The 14529-nt window shown below is 43.3% G+C and carries 18 protein-coding genes; 9 read left to right on the forward strand and 9 right to left on the reverse strand.

The genetic code is table 11. The annotated features are described in order from the left end of the window. Positions 1-2 precede the first annotated feature (2 nt). The 3 genes from FFR00_RS03600 to FFR00_RS03610 are packed head-to-tail and all read right to left on the reverse strand — an operon-like array spanning position 3 to position 2420. Positions 3-1256 (reverse strand): NAD(P)/FAD-dependent oxidoreductase, encoded by a 1254-nt coding sequence (locus FFR00_RS03600; RefSeq protein ID WP_137672009.1) that lies wholly within the window; start codon positions 1254-1256, stop codon positions 3-5. Between the two features lie 4 nt (positions 1257-1260). Continuing rightward, entirely contained in the window at positions 1261-1983 is a 723-nt protein-coding gene (locus tag FFR00_RS03605) for an SDR family NAD(P)-dependent oxidoreductase (RefSeq protein WP_137672010.1), read from the reverse strand. Further along, positions 1980-2420 (reverse strand): nuclear transport factor 2 family protein, encoded by a 441-nt coding sequence (locus FFR00_RS03610; protein ID WP_137672011.1) that lies wholly within the window; start codon positions 2418-2420, stop codon positions 1980-1982. Before FFR00_RS03610 ends, FFR00_RS03605 begins: the two co-directional genes overlap by 4 nt. Before the next feature lie 151 nt (positions 2421-2571). On the opposite strand from FFR00_RS03610, the gene FFR00_RS03615 reads away from it, so the two are divergent. The 6 genes from FFR00_RS03615 to FFR00_RS03640 all read left to right on the forward strand — a co-directional run bounded on the left by FFR00_RS03615 (position 2572) and on the right by FFR00_RS03640 (position 6775). Beyond that, positions 2572-3180 (forward strand): hypothetical protein, encoded by a 609-nt coding sequence (locus FFR00_RS03615; RefSeq protein ID WP_137672012.1) that lies wholly within the window; start codon positions 2572-2574, stop codon positions 3178-3180. A 32-nt stretch (positions 3181-3212) separates the two neighbouring features. Beyond that, positions 3213-3839 (forward strand): sigma-70 family RNA polymerase sigma factor, encoded by a 627-nt coding sequence (locus FFR00_RS03620; RefSeq protein WP_235836152.1) that lies wholly within the window; start codon positions 3213-3215, stop codon positions 3837-3839. Continuing rightward, on the forward strand, positions 3832-4509 hold the full coding sequence (locus tag FFR00_RS03625; protein ID WP_137672013.1) for a ChrR family anti-sigma-E factor: 678 nt from the start codon (positions 3832-3834) through the stop codon (positions 4507-4509). Before FFR00_RS03620 ends, FFR00_RS03625 begins: the two co-directional genes overlap by 8 nt. A 342-nt stretch (positions 4510-4851) precedes the next feature. Continuing rightward, positions 4852-5340, forward strand: a complete 489-nt coding sequence (locus tag FFR00_RS03630) for a DUF2798 domain-containing protein (protein WP_137672014.1) — start codon at positions 4852-4854, stop codon at positions 5338-5340. Between the two features lie 22 nt (positions 5341-5362). After that, positions 5363-5659 (forward strand): DUF3861 domain-containing protein, encoded by a 297-nt coding sequence (locus FFR00_RS03635; protein WP_137672015.1) that lies wholly within the window; start codon positions 5363-5365, stop codon positions 5657-5659. Positions 5660-5779: 120 nt separating this feature from the next. Then, on the forward strand, positions 5780-6775 hold the full coding sequence (locus tag FFR00_RS03640) for an ABC transporter substrate-binding protein (RefSeq protein WP_201798687.1): 996 nt from the start codon (positions 5780-5782) through the stop codon (positions 6773-6775). A gap of 102 nt (positions 6776-6877) precedes the next feature. Here the strand turns inward: FFR00_RS03640 and FFR00_RS03645 are convergent, their stop codons facing one another. Further along, a complete protein-coding gene (locus FFR00_RS03645; protein WP_137672016.1) occupies positions 6878-7828 on the reverse strand; it encodes a chemotaxis protein CheV in 951 nt (316 codons plus the stop codon). A gap of 254 nt (positions 7829-8082) precedes the next feature. Here FFR00_RS03645 and FFR00_RS03650 point away from each other — a divergent pair, with 254 nt between their 5' ends. Continuing rightward, complete coding sequence (locus FFR00_RS03650; protein WP_137672017.1) at positions 8083-9072, forward strand: rhodanese-related sulfurtransferase; 990 nt, start codon at positions 8083-8085, stop codon at positions 9070-9072. Between the two features lie 31 nt (positions 9073-9103). Here the strand turns inward: FFR00_RS03650 and FFR00_RS03655 are convergent, their stop codons facing one another. The 4 genes from FFR00_RS03655 to FFR00_RS03670 all read right to left on the reverse strand — a co-directional run bounded on the left by FFR00_RS03655 (position 9104) and on the right by FFR00_RS03670 (position 11947). Next, positions 9104-9607 (reverse strand): RNA methyltransferase, encoded by a 504-nt coding sequence (locus tag FFR00_RS03655; protein WP_137672018.1) that lies wholly within the window; start codon positions 9605-9607, stop codon positions 9104-9106. 113 nt (positions 9608-9720) lie between these two features. Then, a complete protein-coding gene (locus tag FFR00_RS03660) occupies positions 9721-10185 on the reverse strand; it encodes a VF530 family DNA-binding protein (RefSeq protein WP_137672019.1) in 465 nt (154 codons plus the stop codon). An 89-nt stretch (positions 10186-10274) separates the two neighbouring features. Beyond that, entirely contained in the window at positions 10275-11132 is an 858-nt protein-coding gene (locus FFR00_RS03665) for a carboxylate/amino acid/amine transporter (RefSeq protein ID WP_137672020.1), read from the reverse strand. Positions 11133-11293: 161 nt separating this feature from the next. Continuing rightward, positions 11294-11947 carry an outer membrane beta-barrel protein gene (locus FFR00_RS03670; RefSeq protein WP_137672021.1) on the reverse strand — a complete coding sequence of 218 codons (654 nt, stop codon included), beginning with the start codon at positions 11945-11947 and terminating at the stop codon, positions 11294-11296. A gap of 176 nt (positions 11948-12123) precedes the next feature. On the opposite strand from FFR00_RS03670, the gene FFR00_RS03675 reads away from it, so the two are divergent. Both FFR00_RS03675 and FFR00_RS03680 read left to right on the forward strand, forming a co-directional pair. Continuing rightward, on the forward strand, positions 12124-13071 hold the full coding sequence (locus tag FFR00_RS03675) for a LysR family transcriptional regulator (protein ID WP_137672022.1): 948 nt from the start codon (positions 12124-12126) through the stop codon (positions 13069-13071). Between the two features lie 89 nt (positions 13072-13160). Continuing rightward, positions 13161-14060 (forward strand): HAD-IIA family hydrolase, encoded by a 900-nt coding sequence (locus FFR00_RS03680; protein WP_137672023.1) that lies wholly within the window; start codon positions 13161-13163, stop codon positions 14058-14060. Here FFR00_RS03680 and FFR00_RS03685 read toward each other — a convergent pair. After that, a complete protein-coding gene (locus FFR00_RS03685; protein ID WP_137672024.1) occupies positions 14057-14467 on the reverse strand; it encodes a hypothetical protein in 411 nt (136 codons plus the stop codon). The two genes, FFR00_RS03680 and FFR00_RS03685, sit on opposite strands and share 4 nt — an antisense overlap. Positions 14468-14529 lie beyond the last annotated feature (62 nt).

Genomic DNA, 14529 nt, shown 5'->3' on the forward strand with positions numbered 1-14529 from the left:
CCTCACAAATCGATGCCAAACTTACGACATACTTCCACCGCTGAACGCACACCATCTTCATGAAAACCGTTATGCCAATAAGCGCCACAAAAGTAACTGTTATGCTGGCCATTAATCAGTTCACGTTGCTGCTGCGCGCCAAACCCTTCAACCGAAAACACCGGGTGCATATAGTTAAAGCGCTTAATCACTTTATCTTCAGCAATCGGCTCCAGTGGATTCAAGGTGACACAAAACTGCGGCGCATCCTCTAAACCCTGCAAACGATTCATATCGTAGGTAACACTGGCCAGTCGGTCATTCCTATCGCCGCTAGGCGGTAGTAGGTAGTTCCAACTAGCACGAGCACGATGAATGCTTGGCAGCAGACGCTCGTCGGTATGTAGGATGACTTCATTACTTTGATATTTGAGTTTACCTAATACCTCTCGCTCATCAGTACTGGCTTCTGCGCCTAATACCGACAATGCTTGGTCACTATGGCAGGCAAACACTACGGCATCGCCCTGCCATGTCCACCCATCGCTGGTTTCAATGCTTACCCCTTCGTCGCCTCGTTGAATACTGGTGACTTGGCTGTTCAAGCGAATGTTATCTTCTAAGCCCGCAAGTAGCGGTTTTATATATTGCTTGGAACCACCTGGAACAACATGCCATTGCGGGCGATTAGCAACATCTAACAAGCCGTGGTTTACAAAAAAACGAGCAAAAAACTGCATTGGAAATTGGTTAATACCGTTTAGTGAAGACGACCAAATCGCCGCCCCCATGGGCAGCAAATAGTTTTCTTGAAACATTCTGGAAAAGCGGTGCTCTTGTAAAAACTGCCCCAAGCTTACCGAGGTATCTATGTCTACCGCTGCTTTAGCTAGCTTGTTAAAACGCAAAATTTCGTTAATGAATTTATAGAAGCTAGGTTTAAGCAAGTTGCTACGTTGGGCAAACATAGTGTTTAGATCGTGCCCATTGTATTGTAAGTTAAGCTCTGGATTAACCACGCTAAAGCTCATTTCAGTAGGCTGAGCGTGAATACCTAACTTGTCCAGCAACTTATTAAACAAGGGGTAGGTACGGTCGTTAAACACAATAAAACCGGTATCTACCGCGTACTCTTTACCTTCTATTTCAATTTGATTGGTCGCGGTATGCCCGCCAAGATAATCATTTTGTTCCAGTAAGGTGACATCGTGTTGTTCTTTTAATAAGTGGGCGCAGGTCATGCCTGATATGCCCGCTCCAATAACTGCTATTTTCATCTATCTATGCTCCTTCCTTGTGAGCTAAACGGCGACAGAGAGATTGTTGCCAAGATACTGGCAAACAATTCAAAAAGTGTAATATTCCGCTGAATACACCAGGGAAATTAATACTTGTTTTACCCTTTGCTAAACCCTTCATAATGTATTGGCTAGCCTGCTCTGAACTAATCATATTGGGCATGGCAAAGGCATTTTTATCGGTGAGAGGGGTTTTAACAAAACCTGGTTGCACACAATGCACACTCACCTGTTTGGCGGCTAAATCGGTACCAAGCGCCTGAGATAAGTAGTGTATTGCCGCTTTGCTGCTACCATAGGCGCCAGCTTGGCTAAACGGCAGTAAATGCGCCAAACTGCCTACCAAGGCTAGTTGGGAGCCAGGTTTTAGCTGCCCCCACACACCATCTAAACAGTTGGCAACGGTAAGCACATTGGCTTGCCATACGCGGCTAAACAATTCAGCGTCAAAGCACTCTGGGTCTAGGTATTCGCAGTTACCGGCACACAAAACAATTAAGTCCATGGCTGGTAACTCACTCAAGCTGGCTCTCACTTTCGCTAAATCAGCTAACTCTAGCGGCAAAGCTGTGATGCCTTTGTCTGTTAATTCTTGCAAGCGCTCTTTATTTCGCCCTTGCCCCCATACTTGGTGACCTTTGGCGGCATAATCTAACGCCAACTGTTTACCAATGCCCGAGCTAGCCCCAGTGATAAGAATATTCATTGGGCTAGACCATTTTTTAACTTTTTAGACAACCAGCCAATCACCGGAATATGGTCATGCAACATGGCGCTCACATCGTAGTAATCGCGATGGTAATAGATTTTTTCATCAAACTTGAGGTGGCTTATTCCGTCTAGCGCAATTAAGCGACCGTTTCCGAGTTTAGGATGAGCAAACTGCATTTGCCAAGTAAGGCTGAATTCGCCATCTGCAATCAAACGCGAGGAAAAAATAAACTCGCATTTATCGGTATTCACTAATAGATGCTCGAAATACTGACTTAAGTCTGCAATGCCGTGTAGATGATGCAGAGGGTCAATAAACTCCACATTGTCGGTGTAAATCTCGGATAAACGCGCCACTTGGGCCATGCCAAGCTCAGAGTAAAACTGTTCTAGCTGCTGGACGATTGGGGGCATCGACGCTGAAGTTTTCATGAAAAATCCTTTTAGCTAAAAAAATCTAAGCATTTGTTTCTATTGTTGTTAATCATAGTACGTGAAAGATAATAAGAAAGATCATTCATCTTTTTTTGCACTCTATACGTAATACAAAACAACTAAGTAGTTTTTAGGAGCTGATCCGCTTATGCCTCAGTTGTACCCATTGATGATTTGCAGTGAACACTACATGCCCGAGCGATACGCAAGAATACGTGGCCAGGGGTCTGTGTTCATTGCCAGTTTACGGGCAGCAGAGAAAGCCGGTGGAATGTGGTTAGCCTTTCAAGACAGCAATGGAAACAGCGCAGTTAAGCAAGGTGATATTGTAAGTTTTGCGCAAATTAGCCATATAGATTGGTTGAGCCAAGCGGAGATTGTGGTTGAATGTAAAGTGCTAAATTGGGGTCAGGTTTGCGCGAATGCTCTAGCGTTTAGTAATGAATGGATGGCCCCTTGTATAAGGGCTGAATCTTTAGAGCTTTGGCCAAATCTCTATAAACAAAGAAATACCCATGCATTACAACTCGCCCTAGAAAAAATCAACTTACAGTATCCAGAACTCAAAGCCTCTGACCTGCAGGAAAATATAAGTAGCGAATGTGTAAAGCAGCTTTGTTGGCGCTGGTTAGAGCTACTTCCCCTGCCTATTAATACCAAGCAGCGCTTGCTTAAGTCCCCTTCTGCATCTTTGTGTATACGTTATTTAGGTTTTATTTTGAGACAAAGTGATCGTTTTAATCATCTACCCCGTTAATCAGTTATCAATCCGACAACGATTTTGGCAATATGGAAATACAACGCTCAGTATCGACAATCGGTGGAACAACAACACGCATGGCTACTCAGGTTTCCCAGCCCAATAAAGACGATGGTATCGCCCTGTTATTGGCAAACATTGCAAGTAAGCAGTGTAAGCGCAGTTACGACACCTTGTTCCGCGAAGTTGCTCCACGCTTACTTAATTTGGCGCGTAAGCAGTTTGTAGATGAATCCTTGGCACTTGAAATGGTGCAAGAAACCATGCTCAAACTATGGCTAAAAGCGGGTTTATACGACGCCTCCAAAGGCAATGCGATGACGTGGATATTTTCGGTGTCGCGGAACGTGAAGTTTGACTTAATGCGCAAAGGCAAGCACCAGCAAAGCTGGGTGCAAGGCGACGACCTTTGGCCAATTCTCACTGAAGAAGAAGACTCAGACAAAATATCTTCTGAGGATCAAGAGTTAGTGAGTAATGAACTCAAAGAGCTAATAGAACGTTTGCCAGAAGAACAAGCTGATATTGTTCGGCGGGTCTACCTACATGGTGAGTCTCAACAACAAGTATCGGAAATATTGAATTTACCGCTTGGCACTGTGAAAAGTCGCCTTAGATTAGCGCTGAAAAAAATGAAGGAGGTTTTAGATGACTAGCATTCAATTTCATCCAGTTGAGGAGACTCTCAACCTATATGCCGCTGGCCAATTAGACCCCGCTATGAGCATTATGGTAAGTGCCCATTTGGAATACTGCACCGAGTGTAGACAACGGGTGCACGCCATTGAACAAAAAATGGCCGCTCAGTTAGAAGATACCCAACCTGCAGCCATGAGCAATGATCTGGATTCGATGCTGCAAATGATTATGCAGCAAAGTGCTGAAACAGTGATTGAGCCTAGCCAGCCAAGGCTGCAAGAAGAAATCAGTTTAGGGGATAAACGTTTTCCATTGCCACGTGCATTGCAGGCTCATCCGCAACACATTGGCCCCTGGGGACGCTTACCGGGTAAAATTCAACGAGCCCGTGTAGATGCTGTTAGTGACAGTAAAATGAACTTTATTTACATGGATCAAGATAGTGCCTTGCCAGAGCATACTCATCAAGGTCAAGAGATAACCTTGGTACTAGCTGGCACCTTTATTGATGATGCAGGTAGCTATGTTCCGGGTGATTTTATTATTCAAAATACTGAGAATAAACACACCCCGCGCACTGCAGCTAACCAAGATTGCCTATGTTTAACCTTGTTAGATGCGCCACTGCATTTTACTTCGGGACTGGCATCTTTACTTAACCCATTTAGCCAGTTGTTTTTTAAGTAAAACTCAAGCCAAGCACTGGCAAACGTAAATCTTTATAAAGGCCCTTATCTAAGGGCCTTTTTTATTGGCTGTTTGCCACTTACCACTCAAACCAAGCATCTTCGTGTATTACAGCAACGGTAAACCACAATGCCGGCGTTCCTCATCGAATGCTGACTTACTCCTCCCCCTCAATTTAGTTGATAGATACGCGTTCGCTTAACTATCTGTATTTTTTAAATAAAAGAATACTAATGTTGAGTTGCTCTCTATTTAGATCCAAATGTGGTTGACTAAATCAACCAATATAAATATAGTAGATAAAATCAACCATATGCAAATAGGTACAAATTGAACAACGAAATGAGCACACCAATAACAGCAGCCGTAACGGCAGACGCTAAATCCAACCCACTGTTCTACAAAATTTTAGTCGTGCTCGCCATGATGTCTGTTATCGCGGGTACCCTGACTGGCGTGATGACTTATATACAGGTGGGATACAGCGACTCCTTTGTAGTGATTTGGTTAGAGGCATTTCTTACTACCGCCGTTATTTTGATGCCGGTTGGTCTAGTAATGATGAGCCTAGTGAGCAAGTTAATCGCCAAGCTACTGCCACATATAGCAGAGTCTGCACGTAACCCGATTGTTGGAGTGATCATGGCAGTCATCATGGAATCGATTATGGCTTTTACTACCACCGCTAAAAATATCGGCTTTGCTAATAGATCAGAATTTGCCAGCGCGTGGCTAGAGGTTTTTTTAGTCGCACTGCCGGTAGGTTTAAGCCTTATGCTGATTATTTCAATGACAGTCAAACCTAAAATTGAAAAATTCTTAAAAAGCTAAACAACCTTAGAGTGAGAAAAGTATGACGACACGTACCAGAAAAGAAAATGGCTACCGTATCACTATTGAAGAACTCGATACTGAAGCGCCTAAAACCATGGTATTCGAATACCAAGACAGAGAAGACTTGTTTACGGTTGTAGAAAAACTAAAGCAAGGCAGTGGCTTAGAAGAAAACATCGCCACCAAAGTGGGTGTAGCCTTGCGTTTATTAGGGCCGGTTATGATGCAAAATCGTAAACACGATTTGTTCATCGATTTTATGCCACACTTCAAAGCATTTATGCATAAACTGAAAGCAACGGTAAAAGCCAGTTAAGTAGGGCTAAAGTAAACTTCGCTGAGCCGCCCTTTAACTAACGCTGGCAAGCATTATTATTTACCTTGCACGCGGTAAGGTAAACAAGCTTATTCGACATGGATAGAGGATATATACTTTATGAAAAACAAGTGTGCACTTGCCTTAGCGATGCTGTTGTCTGTGGTATCGATTCAGACCAATGCAAAAGAGTGTGGCAGCGTAAGCATTGCCGATATGAACTGGAATTCAGCAAGCCTGATGGCGCATATTGACCAGTTTATATTAGAACATGGCTTTGGCTGTGAAGCCGAATTGATACCTGGAGATAGCGTTCCAACAGGGATATCAATGATAGAAAAAGGCTACCCAGATATCGCGCCGGAGCTTTGGACCAATGGTATTAAGGAAGCCTTAGACAAAGGTGTTGCCGATAAGCGTTTACGCTACGCCGGTAACTCCTTAACAGACGGCGGTGAAGAAGGTTTTTGGGTTGCCGACTTCTTGGTAGAGAAGCACCCAGAGCTTGCCACCATTGAGGGGGTGATTAAACACGCAAACTTATTCAAACATCCGGAAGATGATGAAAAATCTGCGTTTTATGGCTGTCCGGCAGGATGGACCTGTCAAATAACCTCAGAGCATTTGTTCAATGCATTAGCGCTTGAGAAGCATGGTTTTGAGATGATAGATCCTGGTTCAGGTGCCGCTTTAGCTGGTGAACTGGCTAAAGCCTATGAACGCAAAAAGCCATGGTTTGGTTATTACTGGTCACCCACCCCAGTGTTGGGTAAATACACCATGGTAAAAGTTGATTTTGGCAGTGGCACAGACCTAGATGAATACCGCAACTGTACTACCCAGCCAGACTGTGAGTCACCTAAAGTCACTATGTACCCGCCCTCGCCAGTGCATTCGGTTACCACGGAATCATTTGCTAAAAGTGAACCTTTAGCCTTTGAATATCTGGGTCAGCGAGGTTTTAGCAACCAACAAATGAGCCTTTTACTGGCTTGGATGGAAGACAACCAGGCTGACGCAGAAGAGGCGATGTATTACTTTTTTGAACATCATCCTGAGCTTTGGCAAGTTTGGCTCTCAGAAGACGTAGCAAACAAAGTAGCAGCGGCTTTATAGCATTAATCAAAAAGGCCGAAGCACATGTAAGCCTTCGGGCCTTTTTCTAGAGTACTTGAGCCTTAAACGCTCTGTTTGAGGCTGCTAATAGGTTTTAAGAAATTAACCAGAAATAAATTCACGCATTCTCTGCTGTACAACATCTACCAGCAAATCCGGTTGAAACTTAGAGATAAAGCGATCACAGCCTACCTTTTCTACCATGGCTTCATTAAAGCTGCCACTTAAAGACGTATTCAAGGCAATGAACAAATCACTCATACGCTCATCCCCCCGCACTTCTGCGGTTAAACGGTAACCATCCATTTCGGGCATTTCGGCATCGGTAATCATTAACAAAATTTCGTCGTACACCGATTTACCTTCATCGGCCCAGCCCTTAAGCATGTTTAGCGCTTGAAGGCCATTTTCGGCTTCAATAATTTCCATGCCCAATTGGCCTAGGGTGGCTTTCACTTGACCACGTGCCGTAGAGGAATCATCAACCACCAACACCCGTTTTCCACTTAATAGATGAGAGACATCTTTATCTAAGGCTTCTTCAGAAATGGCGATGTTGTAAGAAACAATTTCAGCGAGTACTTTCTCAACATCAATAATTTCTACAATGCGACTGGCATCTTCATGATCGATTCGAGTGATGGCCGTGAGGTAATTACTGCGCCCTACCGAGGTAGGCGGCGGTAAAATATCCTTCCACGAGGTATTCACAATATGCATAACCTCGCCCACCATAAAGCCCTGCACCGAGCGGTTATATTCGGTAATAATTAAGTTACAGTCGACCTTGGCTTCTTCTTTAGCCGGTGGCATTTTAACTGCGGCACGTAAATCGATAACCGGAATAGAATGACCGCGTAAGTTAACCACGCCTGAAACATGAGCATGAGATCCTGGTAAGCGGTTCATATTCGGTAGTTTAACTACCTCTTTCACCTTAAAAACATTAATTGCAAACAACTGCATTGAGTTGAGTTTAAAAATTAATAATTCTAAACGGTTTTCGCCCACGAGCTGGGTTCGTTGATCCACTGAGGCTAAAACACTAGACATACTACTCAACCTATTCCATGTTAGTTAATTACTTCATTATAGACCTGTCATGCTATGCAGCAAAAACACAACAGTCCGTAACACTTTGTTTTAGCGGGCTAGCACACAGAACTGTACTTATACATCGTTAAACCACTCCAACAAGCCTACAACAAAAAGCCACATTACTGCTGCAATTAGTAGCATTTTCATTACAATGAGCCTCTTTTAACCATGCTTCGGGATTACGCCCCGGTAGGCACAAGGAAGTTAACATGAGCCAAATTACCATTTGCGCCCTATACAAATTTGTTCGATTAAACAATTACCTAGAGCTACAAACTCCACTGCTAGCCTTGATGAAACAACACCAAGTACGCGGTACCTTACTGCTGGCCGAAGAAGGCATTAACGGCACCATCGCAGGGCCAGACCAATCCATAGAAACTGTATTACAGTGGCTAAAGTCTGATCCTCGTCTGAGCCAAATCGTGGATAAGCGCTCGTTTAGCTCCGAGCAACCCTTTAATCGTTCACGAGTAAAGCTCAAAAAAGAAATTGTTACCATGGGTGTGGAAGGCATTGACCCTAACCATGTAGTGGGCTCTTACGTTAAACCCAGCGATTGGAATCAACTGATTGCCGACCCAGAAGTATTGGTGGTAGATACTCGCAACGACTACGAAGTACAACTGGGCAGTTTTAAGCATGCGGTTAACCCAAATACTGAAACCTTTCGTGAATTTCCGGCTTACGTAGCCGAAGAGATGGATCCACAAAAACACAAAAAAGTAGCGATGTTTTGTACTGGTGGGATCCGTTGTGAAAAATCAACCGCCTACTTAAAAGAACAAGGTTTTGATGAGGTTTATCATTTAGAAGGCGGCATTCTTAAATACTTAGAAGAAGTGCCACAACAAGAGTCGTTATGGGAAGGTGACTGCTTTGTATTTGATGAGCGTGTCACCGTAGACCACCAACTACAACCGGGTGAATACCAATTGTGTAGCGGCTGTCGTATGCCTATATCTCCGGCCGACATGCAAAGCGAAAAATTTGAGCAAGGTGTGAGCTGCCCACATTGTTACGATAGCTTAAGTGACGAGCAAAAAAGCCGCTTTAGAGAGCGAGAAAAACAAGTACAGTTAGCTAAGCAACGTGGGGAACAACATGTTGGAATGGAAGCAGCTCAACATAGTGAGCAGCGTCGCCAGCAAAAGCAGAAGTTACGCGAAGATCAACGCGCGACGAAGAACCCCAAATAATATGATGGGGCGGTTAAACGCCCCCAATCAACTAATTGACTTTTAAGCGGTTATTAACATCGCGGCTTTGACGAATTAACTCATCTCCACTCTTAAACACATCAGATTTAGCAAGGCGGTCGTAGAGCACCACATTCACGGTTGCTGCCAAATTCAAACAACCTTGAGTGGGGACATACACCACGTCATCAGCTTTATCCACCAGATCTTGGCTAATAGAGCCGTCTTCGGGGCCAAAGATATATAAAGCCTGTTCAGGATGAGTGAAGTCTGGCAAGGGTGTTGCCCCTTCGGCCAATTCAATACAGACTATTTTTAGCCCTGCGGCTTGCTCTGCAAGGTCATCAACTCCTCTTAGTGGAATATTCAAACTTTGGTTTTTGGTATCGGTATTAAAACGCGCGGCGCGCGCGTAGCGCTGCCCTGTATAAAACACCTCAGACGTACCAAAACAACCTGCTGCACGCATTACTGAACCAACATTACTGGGGCTTTTGGGGTTAACCAAACCAATTTTAACTGTATCTTGAGACATAACTAGAACCGAAATAAGCACTAAGCGCCTTGCATACCATTAACACTACAAGGCTAACAATTACCGAGAATTGTACTCGATATTTTCTATTTTCCTACTGCTGTTAAGGCAGTTTACTTAGGTGAATCTGCCCAAGGGTTTAGCGGTTTGCCCTCATCTTGAACATCGCTCTCTTGTGGCTTAGGCCATGTTGCTTTGGGTTTGGCCTTAAAACTTCTCTTAGGCTTAGGTTTTGGCTTGTTTTGCACCTGCTTCTCTGCGGTAATATCAATCACTACTGGAGCACGAGGCTTTTGGTCTAAGGGCACTAAGCGGTCACGCGGAGGTAAAGCATATTGCTTGTCATCTGGCCGCGGAAGATGTTTAAAGCGGTACATATAAAACGCTTCAACTTTCTCTCTCGCCCAAGTGGTTTTACGTAAAAACTTAAGGCAAGACTGAGGGGTAGGATTGTTTTTAAAACAGTTCATATTCATGGCATAGGCCAGTGTTTCCCAGCCATAATGTTCAACTATCTCATCCAGCAGCACTTCAAGCTTGAGGCCATGCAAGGGGTTATTTTGCTGTATTTCTTTCATACGTAGATCCTAAAGCCTAAACAGAAACGGTTTGCTGGTTTCGATTATAAAGGCAAATCGTTCAAAAAGGTGCATCAAACTTTAAACTCTCACAAGCTTGTTTTTTGCAGGCGTTCGTTTAACGCTAAGGCCGCAATAATAATTGCGGCGCCAATACTTAATCGCAATACGTCAGCGTCATGATTCCAAATCAGCAAATTTACCGCTATTCCAGCAGGGATAAGTAAGTTGTTCGCCACCGCTAAAGCGCCGATGTTCACCAAGGTAGCGCCTTTGTTCCAAGCAAAATAACCGAAGCCAGAAGCTATAATGCCAAGGTAAACAAGTACCCCCCACTGAATATTAGTCGAGGGTAACTTATTGGTATTACCCAACATAACAAAAGCGATGATGGCCACAATCAAGGCTCCAATAAAGAACCAAGCAAACACGGTTTGTTGCGCAAGCTGCTGAGATTGCCTAGCCATTAAACGTTTGTATGCCACTTGCCCAGATGCAAAACACAGGTTGGCCCCTTGAACCAACAAGAAACCAGTGACAAAACCTTGGTCGATGCCTTCATACCTAATCGCCACCGCGCCTAGGGTGGCAATAAAAGCACTTAATAAGAATTGAGAGTTAAAGCGGCGCTCAAAGGCATCATTGACCAAAGTAACGTAAATCGGCGTCATAACAGTAAATAACAGCACTTCCGGTACCGACAAGTACAAAAATGACTGATAGTAAAACCCGTACATGCAGCCCAATTGGATAGCTCCAATCAGCATCAATTTAATCGCGAGCGAAGGACTTACTTGCGAGGGTTTAAGAAAGGGTATGAAGACCAAGGTCGCCAAGCCCACTCGCATTAGAACTGAAAACCAAGCGTCGACTTGCCCCGCTAAGTACACTCCTATCAAACTAAAAGAAAAGGCCCACAACAAGGTAATAGACAAAAGATATGACATAACAACTCAAGCAGATAATCAAAAACTAGAGTGTAATGTTTATCGTCAGGAAGCCAAGATAATTTAAAGAGGATGAAAGTACCAAAACTTCATATATTAAATGGGCCTATGTAAGTACGCTAAAAAAGTCCTTGTACAAAGCGTACTCAAAAGCTCACGAACTAGAAGCGATAGTCAAAAGATATTGTGTAAGCATTACTATGTGGCAATGAGAAACTGGTTTTTTCGCCGTTCTCCCAATGAATATCATTGGAGTAACTCTTAAACATATGCCTGTACTGAATATCCACCGACAAGTTATCCACTATCTTATATTGCATACCAATTTGTAAACCGTAGGTGAAATCGGTTTGACTCGCTTGATGTGAGTAACTTGAAACACCGCCACCCAGAGGTTTTTCTTCTAACCAAAACTTCCCTTTATTATGAACAGCACCAACGGTGGCGCCTCCAAATACAGAAAACTTATCACTGATTGACTGAATATAATCATAAGACAATAGATACTCGTTTTGGGCCAACTCTAGCTGTGTATCGATTCGACTAGGGTGTTGACCTAAGTGGCTGCGATAAACATTTGCATCGCTCATATAATTGATCGTAGCCGTTAAACGATGGTTTTCGTTTAGATATACACCACCTCTTAGGTGCATTGCTGCACGACCAGCGTTAGCAGAGCGATTACCAAATTCAGAGTCTGATGCTTCCACCTTAACATTTTGGTAGCCCCCACCCGCTCCAACAAAAAATTCAGCAGCAAAAGCGGATGGAATAGATAAGGTAGATAGGCTGAATGCCAATAGTGTTTTTTTCATAGTAATGCTCGAAGTCTCAGTAAATTCGAAGCGCATTATTGTTATTACTGACACCTTGATCTAATAAGTAAAACAAATTTCAATAATAAGCTAAGCTTATCAAGGTAGAATCAACAATAAGAAAACAAGGTGGCAATGGCGCCCAGATGAATAGAGATTTACGATCAATGAGTGTAATGAATAAAAATTCCTATCAACAGCTAGACCTAAACCTACTAAAAACGTTTTTAGTGCTGTTTGATGAACAGAATATGCGTAAAGCTTCGGAACGCTTATTTGTCTCTCAGCCAGCGATCAGTCAAGCCTTGTCTAAGCTACGAAACCACTTTGGCGATGAGCTGTTTGTTAAAGTGCATGGAGGTTTAAAGGCTACCGCGTTTTCTGAAGAGCTAATACAGCTTATTCAGCCCCACATGTCGGGTTTAGAAAATGCCTTAAATCGAAACAATGAGCTAGACCTATCGACACTAGACCAAACTATCAATATTGCTCTATCTCCTGTGGTAATGACTTGCTTATCTGGCGCTTTATATAGAGCCGTTTCAAAACAAGCGCCAAACTCAAGATTAGTACTTACAAGTTGGTCAAGCTCAACCCTAGAGGATATACAAAAAGGTCGAATTTTGGCTGGGGTAAATTATGATGTAAGCCACCCCAAAGAAGTGTATAGCCAACACATGATCGAACTAGAAGGGAGAGTGATAGTTAGGCAGGATCATCCATTGAAAAAATCGCTAGCAACACTTAAAGACATATCGGAATACGAAATTGCTTCCTTGTTTATTCCTGGCTGGAATGATGATTTTAGCTTAGCCGCCGAAGCTATGAAAAGAGAGGGCTTACCTGCGAAGATAGGCTTTCGCTCCGAAGTGGTAATGGCACTTATTGATGTCGTATTACATACCAATATGTTTATGCCTCACTCTAACCTTTTTCCTCAGCATCTATATCCAAGTTTGAGAACCATTAACGTATTGATTAACGGCGAGACATTTAAAGAACCGGTACTAAGCTACAGCCATGTAAAAAACCGAAACAGCCCAATGATGACTTGGCTACAAGGCTTGATAAAAAATGCGCTTGAAGCTCAAGTATCATTAAACACTAGGAAAAATAATTTTTAGTTAAAGCCTAACTTTCATCTTGGGATGGGTTCATATTCTGCTAATTATCTGCCACAGTAACGCTCTAATTTTTGCTGAGGTTAATCACCATGTTTTACAGCCCATCAGAGGCATTTTCGGCCTATCTTGCGATGCCAGAGCGACTGCCTGAAAGTGTTCCTGTTTCACATACCCAACAACTCGATAGCATTACGGATTTAGTCGACGATATTGATGTATTTTTGTTTGATGCTTACGGCGTGCTAAATGTGGGTGGAACCGCCATTGAAGGGGCTAAAGAGCAAATAGCTAAACTGCGAAGGGCTGGCAAGAAAGTGATGGTAGTAACCAATGCTGCCACTCAAAACAAACAGCAATTGTTCGATAAGTTTGTCGGCTTGGGTTTCGACTTTAGTGACCAAGAAATTGTAAATAGCCGTGAAGTACTGTTGCAGTACATGGACTTACAGAGCTCAACAAGCTTAGGTGTTATAACACTGCCTGAGTTTCGTTTAGATACCCAGCGACCTTGTGTTTACCCAGAAGACGATAACTTTTGGCAAGCGGACGAGTTTTTGTTTTTAAGCGGCCAAGCTTGGAATGAGGAGCGTCACCAGCGGTTTATAGCAGAACTACAAAACAAGCCACGTACAGTTTGGGTAGGAAATTCAGACCTGATCGCACCGCTAGAAAATGGGGTATCTCAAGAGCCAGGTAGTTACACCTTAACCCTACCGGATGAGATCTATCCTCAGATACGTTGCTTTGGTAAACCCTACGCGCCGATTTTTGAAGAAGCACTGAGTCGAATTAAACACCAACTTGGAGATGTTGCACCACAGCGCATTGCGATGATTGGTGATACCTTGCACACCGACATACTTGGTGGCAACGCGATGGGATTTAAAAGTGTACTTGTCACTCAGTATGGGTTCTTACGCGGTTTAGATGTGGAACAGCATATCCAGCGCAGCAAAATACGGCCTCATTACCAACTGGCTTCTATCTAATATGTTGCAGGTTTCTCTGGCTTTGATTGCGTAAGAAAAGCCTGCAAATCTTGGCATTTTTGCTGGCGTTGAGAACTATCCATTTGTCCCCACTCTTGCTCGGCAACATGCACTAAATCAGACACAACTGAGTCCATGGTTTTATCCATGGTGGCGGCAAGGTCGGCAACTTCGATACGGCCTTGTTTAATACTATCTTGATAACTTACTCGCCACTTTTGATAATCAGAACTCAAGCTTTTATTCCCCGCCACATTGGCGCAAAACCCACTCAAAGAATGGTAAATAATAGACTGGGCAAATAAATGCTGAGACTCACTCACTTTTGACTTGGGAAATGCCGCAAGTGACGCACTAATAAGCAAGCTAAAACTACATACCGTAGCAATAACAAAATGTTTGTTCATAAAGTTTTCCTTACTTATGCTGAAAAAACACACTTCATCTACACTAGGTGATTCAGAGTAAT

It is taken from the genome of Agarivorans sp. Toyoura001, assembly GCF_005405585.1.
Taxonomy (GTDB): Bacteria; Pseudomonadota; Gammaproteobacteria; order Enterobacterales; family Celerinatantimonadaceae; genus Agarivorans.

Bases quoted from the DNA above. Each gene is read 5' to 3' on its own strand.
- FFR00_RS03630 (WP_137672014.1), top strand. From the start codon at position 4,852: ATGAGCACACCAATAACAGCAGCCGTAACGGCAGACGCTAAATCCAAC.
- FFR00_RS03620 (WP_235836152.1), top strand. From the start codon at position 3,213: ATGGAAATACAACGCTCAGTATCGACAATCGGTGGAACAACAACACGC.
- FFR00_RS03635 (WP_137672015.1), top strand. From the start codon at position 5,363: ATGACGACACGTACCAGAAAAGAAAATGGCTACCGTATCACTATTGAA.
- FFR00_RS03640 (WP_201798687.1), top strand. From the start codon at position 5,780: ATGAAAAACAAGTGTGCACTTGCCTTAGCGATGCTGTTGTCTGTGGTA.
- FFR00_RS03645 (WP_137672016.1), bottom strand. From the start codon at position 7,828: ATGTCTAGTGTTTTAGCCTCAGTGGATCAACGAACCCAGCTCGTGGGC.
- FFR00_RS03605 (WP_137672010.1), bottom strand. From the start codon at position 1,983: ATGAATATTCTTATCACTGGGGCTAGCTCGGGCATTGGTAAACAGTTG.
- FFR00_RS03670 (WP_137672021.1), bottom strand. From the start codon at position 11,947: ATGAAAAAAACACTATTGGCATTCAGCCTATCTACCTTATCTATTCCA.
- FFR00_RS03600 (WP_137672009.1), bottom strand. From the start codon at position 1,256: ATGAAAATAGCAGTTATTGGAGCGGGCATATCAGGCATGACCTGCGCC.
- FFR00_RS03615 (WP_137672012.1), top strand. From the start codon at position 2,572: ATGCCTCAGTTGTACCCATTGATGATTTGCAGTGAACACTACATGCCC.
- FFR00_RS03660 (WP_137672019.1), bottom strand. From the start codon at position 10,185: ATGAAAGAAATACAGCAAAATAACCCCTTGCATGGCCTCAAGCTTGAA.
- FFR00_RS03655 (WP_137672018.1), bottom strand. From the start codon at position 9,607: ATGTCTCAAGATACAGTTAAAATTGGTTTGGTTAACCCCAAAAGCCCC.
- FFR00_RS03625 (WP_137672013.1), top strand. From the start codon at position 3,832: ATGACTAGCATTCAATTTCATCCAGTTGAGGAGACTCTCAACCTATAT.
- FFR00_RS03650 (WP_137672017.1), top strand. From the start codon at position 8,083: ATGAGCCAAATTACCATTTGCGCCCTATACAAATTTGTTCGATTAAAC.
- FFR00_RS03675 (WP_137672022.1), top strand. From the start codon at position 12,124: ATGAATAAAAATTCCTATCAACAGCTAGACCTAAACCTACTAAAAACG.
- FFR00_RS03680 (WP_137672023.1), top strand. From the start codon at position 13,161: ATGTTTTACAGCCCATCAGAGGCATTTTCGGCCTATCTTGCGATGCCA.
- FFR00_RS03610 (WP_137672011.1), bottom strand. From the start codon at position 2,420: ATGAAAACTTCAGCGTCGATGCCCCCAATCGTCCAGCAGCTAGAACAG.
- FFR00_RS03665 (WP_137672020.1), bottom strand. From the start codon at position 11,132: ATGTCATATCTTTTGTCTATTACCTTGTTGTGGGCCTTTTCTTTTAGT.
- FFR00_RS03685 (WP_137672024.1), bottom strand. From the start codon at position 14,467: ATGAACAAACATTTTGTTATTGCTACGGTATGTAGTTTTAGCTTGCTT.